This window comes from Stenotrophomonas sp. PFBMAA-4, from assembly GCF_030053215.1.
Lineage (GTDB): Bacteria > Pseudomonadota > Gammaproteobacteria > Xanthomonadales > Xanthomonadaceae > Stenotrophomonas.
In genome coordinates, this window is the sequence record NZ_JASGBW010000051.1 from 1 (window position 1) to 14,058 (window position 14,058).

Annotated in this window: 13 protein-coding genes; 9 read left to right on the forward strand and 4 right to left on the reverse strand. The window is 65.0% G+C overall.

The genetic code is table 11. The features are described from left to right. The 4 genes from QMZ26_RS20495 to tssJ all read right to left on the reverse strand — a co-directional run. Positions 1-575: type VI secretion system Vgr family protein (locus tag QMZ26_RS20495; RefSeq protein WP_283222509.1), on the reverse strand; the 575-nt coding region annotated here is incomplete at its 3' end. A 10-nt stretch (positions 576-585) separates the two neighbouring features. Then, on the reverse strand, positions 586-1,380 hold the full coding sequence (gene icmH, locus QMZ26_RS20500) for a type IVB secretion system protein IcmH/DotU (RefSeq protein WP_174208688.1): 795 nt from the start codon (positions 1,378-1,380) through the stop codon (positions 586-588). Continuing rightward, on the reverse strand, positions 1,377-2,711 hold the full coding sequence (gene tssK, locus QMZ26_RS20505) for a type VI secretion system baseplate subunit TssK (RefSeq protein ID WP_079222226.1): 1,335 nt from the start codon (positions 2,709-2,711) through the stop codon (positions 1,377-1,379). The genes icmH and tssK overlap by 4 nt, the downstream gene beginning before the upstream one ends. A 218-nt stretch (positions 2,712-2,929) precedes the next feature. Continuing rightward, a complete protein-coding gene (gene tssJ / locus QMZ26_RS20510) occupies positions 2,930-3,553 on the reverse strand; it encodes a type VI secretion system lipoprotein TssJ (RefSeq protein ID WP_079222225.1) in 624 nt (207 codons plus the stop codon). 252 nt (positions 3,554-3,805) lie between these two features. On the opposite strand from tssJ, the gene QMZ26_RS20515 reads away from it, so the two are divergent. The 9 genes from QMZ26_RS20515 to QMZ26_RS20555 all read left to right on the forward strand — a co-directional run bounded on the left by QMZ26_RS20515 (position 3,806) and on the right by QMZ26_RS20555 (position 13,776). Next, complete coding sequence (locus tag QMZ26_RS20515; RefSeq protein ID WP_234458370.1) at positions 3,806-4,411, forward strand: tetratricopeptide repeat protein; 606 nt, start codon at positions 3,806-3,808, stop codon at positions 4,409-4,411. 30 nt (positions 4,412-4,441) lie between these two features. Continuing rightward, positions 4,442-4,942 carry a type VI secretion system contractile sheath small subunit gene (gene tssB / locus QMZ26_RS20520; RefSeq protein ID WP_079222224.1) on the forward strand — a complete coding sequence of 167 codons (501 nt, stop codon included), beginning with the start codon at positions 4,442-4,444 and terminating at the stop codon, positions 4,940-4,942. A 3-nt stretch (positions 4,943-4,945) separates the two neighbouring features. Further along, on the forward strand, positions 4,946-6,436 hold the full coding sequence (tssC, locus tag QMZ26_RS20525; protein WP_079222223.1) for a type VI secretion system contractile sheath large subunit: 1,491 nt from the start codon (positions 4,946-4,948) through the stop codon (positions 6,434-6,436). A gap of 146 nt (positions 6,437-6,582) precedes the next feature. Further along, on the forward strand, positions 6,583-7,080 hold the full coding sequence (locus tag QMZ26_RS20530) for a type VI secretion system tube protein Hcp (RefSeq protein ID WP_200732669.1): 498 nt from the start codon (positions 6,583-6,585) through the stop codon (positions 7,078-7,080). 126 nt (positions 7,081-7,206) lie between these two features. Further along, entirely contained in the window at positions 7,207-7,695 is a 489-nt protein-coding gene (gene tssE / locus QMZ26_RS20535) for a type VI secretion system baseplate subunit TssE (RefSeq protein WP_283222510.1), read from the forward strand. Beyond that, positions 7,695-9,530 carry a type VI secretion system baseplate subunit TssF gene (tssF, locus tag QMZ26_RS20540; RefSeq protein ID WP_283222511.1) on the forward strand — a complete coding sequence of 612 codons (1,836 nt, stop codon included), beginning with the start codon at positions 7,695-7,697 and terminating at the stop codon, positions 9,528-9,530. Before tssE ends, tssF begins: the two co-directional genes overlap by 1 nt. Continuing rightward, on the forward strand, positions 9,494-10,585 hold the full coding sequence (gene tssG, locus QMZ26_RS20545) for a type VI secretion system baseplate subunit TssG (RefSeq protein ID WP_079222219.1): 1,092 nt from the start codon (positions 9,494-9,496) through the stop codon (positions 10,583-10,585). Before tssF ends, tssG begins: the two co-directional genes overlap by 37 nt. A gap of 66 nt (positions 10,586-10,651) precedes the next feature. Then, the gene (gene tssH / locus QMZ26_RS20550; protein ID WP_108758439.1) at positions 10,652-13,402 is read left to right on the forward strand and encodes a type VI secretion system ATPase TssH; all 2,751 of its coding nucleotides are present in this window, start codon (positions 10,652-10,654) and stop codon (positions 13,400-13,402) included. A 23-nt stretch (positions 13,403-13,425) separates the two neighbouring features. Next, positions 13,426-13,776: a hypothetical protein gene (locus tag QMZ26_RS20555; RefSeq protein WP_108758440.1), complete on the forward strand. Its 351-nt coding sequence runs from the start codon at positions 13,426-13,428 to the stop codon at positions 13,774-13,776. Positions 13,777-14,058: the final 282 nt, after the last annotated feature.

Sequence of the window (14,058 nt, forward strand, 5' to 3'; positions counted from 1 at the left end):
GTATGTGCGGCCTCATCGCCCTGCGCCTGCTCGATGCGCCAGGCCAGGCCGGCTTCGGCCAGCAGCCGGGTGACGAACGCCCAGTCGGTTTCGCGGTACTGGGTGGTGATCGCACGCACGGGCAGTTCGGCCTGCACGTCGAAGCGGAACGCCGCCTGCGGGTAGTCGCCGAAGATCTGCTCGCAGATGGCGCGGGTGTCCTGGTCCTGGAAGATCACCGCATTGCGGCGCAGGCGCAGCAGGGCGGTCCAGGGTTCGAGGATCAGGCGGTAGCGGGCCAGGCCGCCATCGCTGCCCAGCTGGGCGGCCTCGGTGCACAGGCCATGCCACTGCCGCAGCGCGCCGTCGGCCTGGCGCAGCTGCAGGGTCAGCGGCTGTTCCAACCAGGGCGCCAGGTCGAGGAAGGCGTCAGTCGCCAGGCAGTCGATCTGCAGGCGGTTGTCGCCGCAGACCGATTCGGTGCCCTCGAAGCGCTCGACCACCAGGCCCTGTTCGGGGCCCTGCAGCTGGATCAGGCGTTCGCGGTGCGACAGCGAGGCGAGGGATGCAAGCAGGGAGGAGCTTGGGATGTCCATATCATCAGGCTCATGGCAGGGTAATCGTGATGTGGGCGGTGCGCTCGGGCATCTGCACCACGTCGTTGTAGGCGGCCAGCTGCTGGCGCGTCTCGTGGCCCAGGTACGTGCGCACGCCGAAGAAGGCAACGATGCCGAAGCAGCCCACCACCACCGCCGGCAGCCACAACGGCACCACGCGGCGCAGGCTGTGGCGCACGTTGTCTGGCGGCAGCGCGTGCGGTGCAAAGCCGTGGCGCTTGCCCTTCAGGTAGACGATTTCATCGCCCAGTCGCGCGGTCAGGTAGCCCAGCTTCTCGGTGCCTTCCAGGCGGTACTTGCCCTCGAAGCCCATCAGCAGGCAGTAGTGGTAGACCTCCAGCGACGGCAGGCGCGCGGCGCCCTGGCGGCGCAATTCTTCCAGGCGATCGAAGAAGTGCTCGCCGGCCAGGTGCTCGCCGAACATGCGCAGCTGCAGCGGGTTGCGCTCCCAGGTCTCGTGCAGCTGCGACGGCTGCGACAGGATCGCCTCGTCCACGGCGGCACAGAAGGCGTACTTGGCGGCATAGACATCTTCCGAGGCCACGCCCAGGCGCATCGCATTGCGTTCCACGCCATCAAGGAACTTCTGCACGGTCTGCACGAAGCCTTCGGCATCGTTCGGCAGCTGGCCGCGCTTGAGCAGCAGCAGCAGGTAGAAGCCGTCGGACATCAGGTCCTGCAGGCTCTGCGGGTTGGCGGCCTGCGGCGTGGGGTTGGCCATCGCGCCGTTGGCGGTCAGCGAAGGCATCGGGCCCGGGGTCGGGGGCAGGGGGGAATTCATCATGAGGTCACCGCCACAAGTTCCATCTTCAGTTCGGCAATGCCGGCCGGCACGTAGATCATCAGCGACTGCGACTTGAGCATGCGCTCATACAGTGCGCCGCGTGCATCCAGCTCGAAGTAGTGGCTGCCCGGGCGCACCGGAATCGCCGCGGGCACCTGCGCCGCGTGGACCAGCTTCACGCCCGGCAGCGCGGACAGCACGCACTTCTCCACGTCGTCCGGCGCGCCGACCTTGAAGCGGACCGGGACGCTCTGGATCAGCTCCTGCGCCGGCATCGATGCCGACACGGACAGGTAGAACGAGGCCTCGCCGTCGATGCGCTGCGAGTCCAGCCGGCCCAGGTGGTAGGACGGCTTGACCTCGTTGAGCGCGATCTTGAAGTAGCGCGTCGAGATCACCGTATCCAGCAGGGCGCGGACGATCTCCAGCAGCTTGCGGAACGAAGCTTCCGGCTGGTCGTGGCGGTACACCGGCAGGTCGCTGAGCTGGTAGGCGTTGGAGAAGGTCAGCAGTGCGCCCGCCATGCGCAGCAGCTCCTGGTGCAGGCGCTCGGGATGCAGCTGCGGATGGTGCAGCAGGTGGGCCAGCGCACTGAAGGAACTGTTGATGGTGTGCAGCAGCCAGAACGAGGCGATGTCGCCCGAGCGGAACTCGATGATGTTCTGCGACGTCTGCCGGTGCAGGCCGTAAAGCGCATCCACCTTCGCCTGCAGTGCATCGAGCACCGCACGCAGTTCGCGGTGCAGGAACGGCGAAGCCTGCAGCTGCGCGGAGGGCGGAATGAACTCGTCATCCAGCTCGAAGCCGCCACTGGACGTGCGCCGCACGCGCGCCACCGCGACGGTGCTGTACGCATCGCGCGGCTGGTCGTCGGTCAGCAGCTTCACGGCCTTGCTCAGGTACGACAGCTCAGCCTCGACCGCGTCGGTGAACAGGTCCTGCGTGTCCCGGTTGGCCTGGCGGTACCGCGCCAGCACCGTGCCTTCGGCGTCAGCGCAGTTGGCGCCATCGTCACGCAGCAGGGGCAGCGCCAGATAGACCACGGTGCTCTGGATGCCGGGCGGCAGCTCATGCAGCGACACCGCGTCGGGCAGGCTGTCGTGGGCGGGGGCGTCGTAGGTTTCGCCATCGGGGAACACCGCCGACAGGTCCAGCGGGCGCAGGGTGCCACCGGACAGCGCGTGTGGATCGAAACGTACGCGACGCGCGCCCCATGCATACGGGTGCAGCGTCTGGGAAAGGTCCTGCAGTCGCGCCTCGTGGTACGCATCCTGGCGCTGGAAATGCTGGGGGCGCAGGAACAGTCCTTCACCCCAGAGAACCTTCGACATCCTGCTTACATAAGCCACGTTCAATCCTTGGAAATAGCTTGAAAAAAAAGCCCGCGCCAGCGAGCGGCGCCGCCGTTATCGTGCGGCAGGATGACAGCTGCCCGGCGCTTCAATGTGAAAGTGTGAAACACCCCACATATTTACTTGTTCGAGGCCTGGCCTCGCGACGCAGATACTATCCCATCGTGGAATTCGAGTGCCAGAATTCTGGCAGCCATTCACTTTGCCCCCGCGCAGCGGATGGATGCGAGGCTGCCGGGATCGCCGGAGATCCGCGTCAACAGGGCCTTGCTGTCACTGGTCAACGCGCAGGCATGCACGCCGATGGTGACGCCGTCCTGGGGGAGCGTCTTGCCCTTGGTGTCGAAGGCCAGGCGCCAGCGGTTCTCGGCCGGGGCCCGGAACAGCGCCACCACGCCGAGGACTGCACTTCCTTCACTCAACTGCTCGGACAATTCCTGCCGCGCCCCGGGGGTCAGCACCACTTCATTGACCGAAAGCAGGTCCGCGCCCAGTGCGGCCTGTTCGCCGGCCTGGTCGAGGAAGGCATTGAAGGGGGCCTGTTCGAAGCGGTGAAGGCTGCGCAGGTGGTAGATCTTCACAACGGCTGCGGAGGCGCGCTTGTCGTTACCGGCATTGAGGTTGGTGCCAGCGTACAGGCGCAGGGGGATGACCGGCGGGGCTTCTGGCTTGTCCTCGCGGATGCCGACGACCTGCAGGGTCTTGTCCATCGCCTTGCCCAGCTTGCTGTCAGAGGCGCAACCGGAAAGGGAAGAGGAGATTATCAGCGTCAAAAACGTGACGGATATCACGCGTTGAAATGAGAGGGGCTGCACATTCATGTGGTTGGATGGGCTCTGATGGTGGGTTCAAAGTCACGCAAACAGCGTGTTTTCCTCGCGAATATCACATCGGCATGTGAAGAATGTGTCCAGCAAATCCGCCATATTCTTGACGAAATTCACTATACCGATGCGTATTCGCGAATGTACACTTCCGGCGAATGGGGCAGGAATCCCGTGCGTTGTACCCGCGGAGATTCGGCTTCCTTCAGGAATTAATTTCGACGAGGGATCACTATGGAAGTGAAGGCAATGGGGAAGGCTGTGTACCGGCCGATGTTCGCGCTGATGTTGTTGTCGGGCCTTGCTGCCTGCTCCTCGTCGCCGAAGAAGGCAGAAGTCGTTCCGTTCGAGACGACGCTGAGCAACGCTGAGGCGCAGGTGACCGTGGGTGGCGCCGATGCGGCGATCACCGCGTTCGAGGAAGCCGCCAAGGCTGACCCGACCCGCAAGGAACCGTGGGTGCGCATCGCGCAGCTGCAGTTCGACCAGGGGCAGTACGCGCGCGCGATCGTGGCAGCCGAAGAAGTCCTGCAGCGCGACCCGGAAGATCTGGTTGCCGATGGCGTGATCACCGTTGCGGGCTTCCGCGTTGCCAACCAGTCGCTGACGCGCCTGCAGGGCCGTGGTGCACTGGCATCGGACACCGCCCGCAAGGAAGCGCAGACGCTGGCCAACACCCTGCGCACCACGATGGGTGACGCGATCCTCGCCGACCCGACGCCCAAGCCCAAGCCCCGCGCCCGCACCCGCACGACGCGTTCGGCTCCGCCGGCTGCAAGTCAGCCCGCCGCCCAGCCGGCCAAGCCCGCTGCCCGTTCGAACAACTCCGATCCGTTCCAGAACATCGGCAACTGATCCGGAACCGGCCCCAGTCAGGAGACACACATGGCCAAGAAGGAAAGCATCCAGAAGCGGCTGCAGAAGATCCGCCCGCCGCGCGTCCAGCTCACCTACGACGTCGAAAAGGGTGACGCGATCGAGCAGAAGGAACTGCCGTTCGTGGTCGGCGTGATGGGCGACTTCAGCGGCAATCCGGAACAGCCGCTGCCCAAGGTCAAGGACCGCAAGTTCGTCAACGTTGACCTGGACAACTTCGATGAAGTGATGGAAGGCGTCGCGCCGCGCGCGGTCTACCGCGTGCCGAACAAGATCAGCAACGAGGGCGGCGAATTCGGTGTCGAGCTGAAGTTCAACTCCATCGATGACTTCCGTCCCGAGTCCGTCGTGCAGCAGATCGAACCGCTGCGCCGACTGCTCGAATCGCGTACCAAGCTGGCCGATCTGCGCAACAAGCTGGCTGGCAACGAGAAGCTGGAAGATCTGCTGACCGATGTGCTCAACAACACCGAGCAGCTGAAGCAGCTCGGCGCGACCAAGGAGGACTGATCGATGTCAGCCGAAGCCAGCCAACTGGCCACCCAGGCCACCGAACTGGAAGACGTCGGTCTTCTCGACCAGATCGTCGAGAAGAGCAAGGTCGCCAAGTCGCAGACCGAGCACGACCGCGCCAAGGACATCATCGCCGCCCTGGCGAAGGAAGTCCTGGACGGCACCGTCGTGGTCTCCGACAACCTCAACCTGACGCTCGACGCGCGCATCGCCGAGATCGACCGGATCATCTCCGAGCAGCTCAGCGCGGTCATGCACGCCGAGTCCTTCCAGAAGCTGGAAGGCAGCTGGCGTGGCCTGCACTACCTGTGCCAGCAGACCTCCACCGGCCCGAACATGAAGATCAAGGTCTTCAATTCGCCGCAGAAGGACCTGGTGAAGGACTTCAAGTCCGCCATCGACTTCGACCAGAGCGCGCTGTTCAAGAAGGTCTACGAAGAAGAGTTCGGCACCTTCGGTGGTGCGCCGTTCGGCGCGCTGATCGGTGACTACTTCCTCGGCCGCCAGCCGGAGGACATGTACTTCATCGAACAGATGTCGCACGTCGCCGCTGCCGCGCACGCGCCGTTCATCTCCGCCGCCAGTGAAGGCATGTTCGGCCTGGAGACCTTCACCGATCTGGGCAAGCCCCGCGATCTGGCCAAGGTGTTCGACACGGTCGAGTACGCGAAGTGGAAGTCGTTCCGCGAGAGCGAGGACAGCCGCTACGTCGGCCTGACCATGCCGCGCTTCCTCGGCCGCCTGCCGTACAACCCGAAGGATGGCACCACGGTCGAGGGCTTCAACTTCGTTGAGGAGATCGAAGCGGCCGACCACAGCAAGTTCCTGTGGTGCAACACCGCCTACGCCATGGGCGCGCGCCTGACCCAGGCGTTCGAGAGCTTTGGCTGGTGCGCGGCCATCCGTGGCGTGGAAGGTGGCGGCCTGGTCGAAGACCTGCCGACCCATACCTTCCGTACCGACGACGGTGAAGTGGCGCTGAAGTGCCCCACCGAGGTGGCCATCACCGACCGTCGTGAAAAAGAACTCAGTGACCTCGGCTTCATGCCGCTGGTGCACTGCAAGAACACCGACTACGCCGCGTTCTTCGGCGCCCAGTCGGCACAGAAGCCGAAGAAGTACAACACCGATTCGGCCAATGCCAACGCGATCCTGTCTGCCCAGCTGCAGTACATCTTCGCGGTCTCGCGCATCGCCCATTACCTCAAGGCGATGATGCGCGAGAAGATCGGCAGCTTCGCATCGGCGGGGAACGTCGAGGAATTCCTGAACCGTTGGATCGCCCAGTACGTGCTGCTGGACGACAACGCCTCCCAGGAAGCCAAGGCCCAGTTCCCGCTTCGCGAGGCATCTGTGCAGGTTTCGGAGGTGCCGGGCAAGCCCGGTGTCTACCGCGCGGTGGCCTTCATCAGGCCGCATTTCCAGCTCGATGAGCTGTCTGTCTCGTTGCGTCTGGTCGCCGAACTGCCGGCGTCCGCGAAGAAGTCGTAACGATTTGCAGTACCTGAAGCGTCCAGGGGAGTTCACCCCCCGGATTGCAGTGACGCTTATTTCAAGAGGGCGTAGCCCCCCTTAACCGCCAGGCCCCCGCCTGGCACACCAAATCTCACGGAAGAACGGAATTTAGGAGACCAGATATGCAACACGCTTTCCTCTCGATTGACACCATCAAGGGCGAGTCGCACGACGACAAGCACAAGGACTGGATTGAAATCCAGTCGTTCTCGCAGGACCTGCTGCAGCCGCGTTCGGCCACCGCGTCGACCTCCGGCGGCACCACCGCAGCCCGCGTGAACCTGTCCCCGATCGAAATCACCAAGTCGATCGACCTCGCCTCCACGGCCCTGAACCAGGCCGCTTCCAACGGCACCACCTTCCCGAAGGCGCAGATCCAGTTCATGCGCGCCGACAAGGACGGCAACGCGATCAATTACTACATGATCGAGCTGCTGAACGTGCTGGTCCACCGCGTCACCACCACGGTGGACAAGGAAGGCATGCCGCAGGAAGTTGTTCAGTTGAGCTTCGGCGCCATCAAGTGGACTTACCAGCAGCAGAAGCCGGAAGGCGGAGTTGGTGGCAAGACCGTGGCACAGTGGAGCGCAACCAAGAACATCCCGAACTACACCGTTTGATGTTGTGTCGCTGCGATGGCGCCTTGTGCGCCATCGCAGTCTGATCGTCAGGTGAGGCCAGGAACGGCCTCGCCTTTGCTGCACCGCTGCCGCCCGCACGGATGCCGAACCTGAGTGGATCGTCCAATGAAGGGACTCGAACCCAGCCTGCTGGAAAAACTGTTCGACGACGCGCCGAAGCAACCGGCCGGCGGGCCTGTATTCAAGTCCGTTTCGCTCGAGCGGTACAAGGAATCCATTGCCCGCGACCTGGAGGGGCTGCTGAATTCACGCGCCGCGTTCCAGGAAGGGGACATGAAGGAATTTCCCAATTGCCGTCAATCGCTGCTGACCTACGGGCTGGCGGATTTCTCGGCGATGAGCCTGGCCAATGCGTACGATCGCGCTGCGATCTGTCGTTCACTGGAGCAGGCCGTGGCGCGCCATGAGCGGCGCCTGCGCAATGTCAATGTCCACCTGGATGCAGGCAACCAGTTTGCAGGTGGCCTGCACTTCACCATCCATGCGTTGCTCGACCTGGAGCCGGCCCGCGAGCCGGTCAGCTTCGACGCGATGCTGCAGCCTTCGACCCTGCAGTACCAGGTCAGCCGCGCACGTCGTACGCAGGCCGCCTGATGCAGGATCTGCTGCCTTACTACGAGCGTGAGCTGGGCTACCTGCGTCGCTATGGGCGGGAGTTTGCCGAGCGCTATCCGAAGATCGCCGGCCGCCTGCAGCTCTCTGCCGACGGCAGCCAGGATCCGCACGTCGAGCGCCTGATCGAAGCCTTCGCACTGCTGACCGCACGCGTCTCCAAGCGCATCGAGGATGACTACCCGGAATTCACCGATGCGCTGCTGGACGTCCTGTACCCGCATTACCTGCGGCCGTTCCCGTCCTGTTCCATCGCCTGCTTCGACATGGAAGGGGTGGCGTCCAAGTTGAGCGCCCCGGTGCGGGTGCCGCGCGGCACCGCCCTGCAGAGCCGCCCGGTTCGCGGCGTGCCCTGCGATTTCCGCACCGCCTATGACGTCGTGCTCGCGCCGATCGGCGTGCAGCAGGTGGTCTACCGCAGCGTGGCCGATGCGCCGATGGCGACGACCCTGCCGGCCGGTACCGGCGGACAGATTTCCCTTGGTTTCCAGCTGCTGTCCGACCAGCTGGGCTTCCATCAGCTGGGCACCGATCACCTCCGCCTGTTCCTCGATGGTGAGCCGTCGGTGCGCGCTGCCTTGCGCGACGCACTGATGCTGGGTGTGAAGGCGGCATACGTCGAGTCCGACGGCGATGGCCGCTGGCGCCGGCTGGATACCGTGCCGCTCAGCCCGGTCGGCTTCGCCGACAACGAGGCGCTGATCGATTTCCCGGCGCGATCCCATCCGGCCTATCGCCTGTTGACCGAACTGTTCGCCTATCCGGAGAAGTTCGGCTTCGTCGATCTGCACCTGCCTGCACTCATCGCCAGTGCGAGCCGTCGCTTCACCCTGCACCTGGTGCTCAACGCGCAGGGGCAGGACCGCAACGGCACGATGGTGCTGGAGGAGCTGGGGCCGCATAACCTGCGCCTGGGCTGCACGCCCATCGTGAACCTGTTCAAGACCAGTGGAGAGCCGATCCGGGTCACCCATCGCACGGTCAACTATCCGGTGCTGGCCGATGCGCGTCGCGCGTTCGCCTATGAGGTGCATTCGATCGATTCGGTACACCGCATCCGGCAGACCCCGCAGGGCGAGCTGATCCAGGCGTTCCGCCCGTTCTATTCGCTGCAGCACGGTGAAGATCCCGAGCGCACCGGCCAGTACTGGGTGGCGCGCCGTGATGAGGACGTCGCGCGGCAGAGCCCGGGTTTCGAGACGGAAATCAGCTTCGTCGACCTGGCGTTCAACCCGGTGTTGCCGCAGACCGATACCGTCAGCCTGGAACTGACCTGCAGCAATCGTGACCTGCCCAACCAGCTCGCCTTCGGCGTGGCCGGCGGCGACCTGAACATCGAGGGCGGCAGCCCGGCCAAGGCGATCAGCCTGCTGCGCAAGCCGACCAAGCCGCTGCGCTTCCGCCATGGCCGCAATGCCCAATGGCGCCTTATCTCCCATCTTTCCCTCAACCAGCTTTCGCTGACGGCCAGTGGCCTGCCTGCGCTGAAGGAGATGCTGCGCCTGTACGACCTGTCGGGCAGCAACGTCTCGGCGCGCCAGATCGACGGCATCCTCGAACTGGAACAGACCCCGGTCACCACCTGGATGCACGGCCGCCAGTTCGCCTCGGTGGTCCGTGGCCTGGAGATCCGGTTGACCCTCAATGAAGCCCATTTCGTGGGTACCGGTGTGGCCGCCTTCGCCCAGGTGATGGACCACTTCTTTGCACTGTACGTGCATGCCAACAGCTTTACCCGACTGGTGCTGGTGTCCAGCGACAGCGGGGAGGAGATCGTCCGATGCCCAGCGCGCAGCGGCGAATCGATCCTGGCGTAGCCCAGCAGCTGCTCGCCGAGCCCCACCGCTTCCAGTTCTTCCAGGCGGTCCGGGTCCTTGAGCAGGTGTTCCAGCGGCAGGGCGTCAAGCCCGGCCAGGCCGTACCCATGCGGGTGCGCTTCCGCAATTCGCTCTCGCTGGGCTTCCCGGCCACCGAACTCTCGGCAGAGGGCGAGGTCTATTCGCTGCAGGGCGACCGGCTGCAGGGGCAGGAGGCGATCGAGGAGGCGCTGCACGGCGAGACGCTCGCCGAAGTGCACCTGACCCCGCAGTTCATGGGCCTGCTCGGTACCGCCGGCGCGTTGCCGCTGCACTACACCGAAACCCTGCAGCTGCGCGAGCTGTACCAGCGCGATCGCACGGCACGCGCCTTCCTGGACATCTTCTCAAGCCGCGCGGTGTCGCTGCACTATGCCGCCTGGAAGAAGCATCGCCTGGCCGTGCAGTACGAACTGGACCGGCGCGAGCGTTTCCTGCCGCTGGTGCTGTCGCTGCTCGGTATGGGCATGAGCGAGCTGCGCGATCGCCTCCACGAGGGCAAGGGCGACATCTTTGACGAAGCGGTGGCCTACTACGCCGGTGCGGTGCGCCAGCGGCCGGTGTCGGCAGCGCTGATGCAACGCGTGCTTTCGGACTACTTCAAGGTGCCCCTGCACGTGGAGCAGTTCGTCGGCGCGTGGTACCGGGTGCCGGCGGGGCAGGCAACCCGCCTGGGCCAGGCCAACGCCGTACTTGGCGCCAGCGCACTGGCCGGCGACCGGGTCTGGCAGCGCGACCTGCGCCTGCGCCTGCGCATCGGCCCGCTGCGCCGCGACCAATTCGATGATTTCCTGCCCGGCGGCAGCGCTGCCGAAGCATTGGCCAAATGGCTGTCGCTGTTGACCGGCGGCATTCTTGAATACGAAGTACGGCTGGTGCTGCGTGCCGAGGATGTGCAGGGCAGCGCACTCGGCAGTGGCGGTGGCGCCCGCCTTGGCTGGGACAGCTACCTCTGCACCCAGCCGCAGGTGACTTCGCGTGAGGACACCACCTATGGCATCCACACGCTGCAATGACAACCTGCCGGTGGCCGTTGTGCCGCCGGCCCCTGAACGGTTCCAGCAAGGAGTGCGCGTTTCCGCATGAGCATCAACCTCAAAACCCTGATCAGCAAGCTGGACGACACCTGCCGCCAGGCGGCCGAGCGGGCCGCGAACCTGTGCATGGCGCGCGGCAACTACGAGGTGGACCTGGAACATCTGTTCCTGGCGCTGCTCGAGCAGCCGCAGAGCGATTTCGTGTTGATCGCGCGCCGCAGCGGCATTCTGCCCGAGTCGCTGGAGCGCGATCTCAACGACGAGATCAGCCAGTTCAAGAACGGCAACAGCCGCACGCCGGTGTTTTCCCAGCACATTCCCAAGCTGTTCGAACATGCCTGGCTGATCGCATCGCTGGATTCGGAAACCACCCGCATCCGCAGCGGCCACCTGCTGCTGGCGCTGCTGACCGAGCCCGACCTGGCGCAGCTGGCCTACCGCGGCTCGAAGCTGTTCGTGCGCTTCAAGCGCGATGAGCTCAAGCACGACTTCGCCAAGCTGACCGAAGGTTCGCAGGAAGCCGTGCAGACCGTCCGCTTCGCCGATGCGTCGGCGACCGGCGAGCCGGCCGAAGGCGACGAAGTGGGGGCAGGGGAGGCCAAGGGCGGCCTGTCCAAGACCCCGGCGCTGGACCAGTTCACCACCAACCTCACCCAGCGCGCACGCGAGGGCAAGATCGACCCGGTGATCGGCCGCGACGGCGAGATCCGCCAGGTGGTCGACATCCTGATGCGCCGGCGCCAGAACAACCCGATCCTCACCGGCGAAGCCGGCGTCGGCAAAACCGCCGTGGTCGAGGGCCTGGCCAAGCGCATCGCCGACAAGGACGTGCCCGATGTGCTGCAGGGCGTCGAGCTGCACACCCTGGACATGGGCCTGCTGCAGGCCGGTGCCAGCGTCAAGGGCGAGTTCGAGAACCGCCTGAAGAACGTCATCGATGAGGTCAAGAAGAGCCCGCATCCGATCATCCTGTTCATCGACGAAGCGCACACGATGATCGGTGCCGGTGGCACGGCTGGCCAGAACGATGCGGCCAACCTGCTGAAGCCGGCACTGGCCCGCGGCGAGCTGCGCACCATCGCAGCTACCACCTGGAGCGAGTACAAGAAGTACTTCGAGAAGGATGCCGCCCTGGCGCGGCGCTTCCAGGTGGTCAAGGTGGAGGAGCCCACCGAAGCACTGGCTGCCGCCATGCTGCGTGGCATGGTCGGGCTGATGGAATCGCACTTCAACATCCGCGTGCTGGACGAAGCCGTGACCGAAGCCGTGCGCCTGTCGCACCGCTATATCAGCGGCCGCCAGCTGCCGGACAAGGCGGTCAGCGTGCTCGACACGGCCTGCGCCAAGGTGGCTCTGGGCCAGAGTGCCACGCCGGCCATCATCGAAGACACGCGCAAGCACCTGGATCGACTGCACGCCGAGATCAGCGCGCTGCAACGCGAATCCGCCGGCGGCAGCGACCATGGCGAGCGCCTGGCGGAACTGCATGTCCAGCAGAGCGAAGCGCAGGCGGTACTGGCCAGCAACGAAGAACGCCTCGGCCGCGAACGCGACCTGGCAACGAAGATCGCCGCACTGCGCCAGCAGCTGGAGCAGGGCAGCCCGGAGCCGGTCGAGCGCGATGGCGCCGCCGATGACGGCGACGGTGATGTCGCCGTCGCCAAGCCTGCCGCCAAGCGTGGCAAGGCGGCGCCCGTGCAGTCGCCGCAGCATGCCGAGCTGGCACGCCTGCAGGCCGAGCTGCGCGAGCTGCAGGGTGAGACCCCGATGGTGCCGTTGCAGGTGGATGGCACGGTGGTGGCCGAAATCGTCTCTGCCTGGACCGGTGTTCCGCTGGGCCGCATGGTGAAGGACGAGATCCGCACGGTGCGCACGCTGGGCAACCTGCTGGTTGAACGCGTGATCGGCCAGGACCACGCGCTGGACGCCATCGCCCAGCGCGTGCGTACCGCCACGGCCCGGCTGGAAGACCCCAACAAGCCCCGCGGCGTGTTCATGTTTGTGGGTCCGTCCGGTGTCGGCAAGACCGAAACCGCGCTGGCCCTGGCCGACATCCTGTACGGCGGCGAGCGCAAGCTGGTCACCATCAACATGAGCGAATACCAGGAAGCACACAGTGTGTCCGGCCTGAAGGGTTCGCCGCCGGGCTACGTCGGCTACGGCGAGGGTGGCGTGCTGACCGAAGCGGTGCGCCGCAACCCGTACAGCGTGGTGCTGCTCGACGAAGTCGAGAAGGCGCATCCAGACGTGCTGGAAATGTTCTTCCAGGTGTTCGACAAGGGCGTGATGGATGATGCCGAAGGCCGTGAGATCGACTTCCGCAACACGCTCATCATCCTCACCTCCAACATCGGTTCCTCGCAGATCATGCAGGCCTGCCTGAACAAGCCGGCCGAGGAAATCCCCGCAGCCGATGCGCTTGGCGAGGCCCTGCGCCCGGTGCTGATGCGTACCTTCAAACCGGCCTTCCTCGGCCGTCTGAAGGTCGTGCCGTACTACCCCATCAACGATGACGTGCTGGTGCAGATCATCACGCTCAAGCTCGGCCGCATCCGCGACCGCGTCATCGCCAATCACAAGGCCACCTTCAGCTGGGACGACAGCCTGGTGGAGGCCGTGCTTGCACGTTGCACCGAAGTGGACTCGGGTGCGCGCAACGTTGACCACATCCTCAATGGAACCCTGCTGCCGGAGATCGCCGAAAGCGTGCTGGCAGCAATGGCCGAGGGGAACCGGATCAACGCCATCAAGGTCACCGCCGGCAAGAAGGGTGACTTCAAATACAAAGTGTCATGACACTGAGCAAAAGGAGAACGCTGATGGAATTCTTTGGATTTGACCGCGAAGCAGCCCTGAACCACTGCGACAGCCTGGAACTGGGCCTGGGTCGTGAGCTGGACCGCGTCCGTTCGTGGAACCGGCTGCGTCCGGAACACGTGATCGAACTGCTGGACACCGCTGTGCCGGCTGCCCGCCAGGATGCCCGCAACATCGCTGCGCAGATCAGCCGCGGTTCCTGGCGCATCCACATGGATGCCCCGGTCGTGGGCAAGCCGCAGCTGGTGAGCAATGCGCGTGAAGTGCAGATCACCGCCGGTGGCCGCGACTATCGCCTGAAGATCAGCGAAGGCGTGCGCCTGCAGCTGGAAGAGATCGTCCAGGCGGCCTGATCGCCGTGTGTGCCTGCGGCCCGGAAGGGGCGCAGGCCACGCGGAAGCGGGAAGCGGAGGCAACCGATGCGTACGTCGCATGCAGACCACCTTGAAGTCCGGGACGTCGGGGAAACACCATGGAACTGGTAAACAACCTGCGGGCGGCACTGGCCGGCCCGTCACACGCTCAGCGCTTCCTGCGACTGCATACGTCGCTGGGAAGCGATGTGCTGGTGGCCGAAACCCTCGATGGCGTCGAGCAGATCGACGGCATCGGCTTCCAGTGGACGATCACGGCGC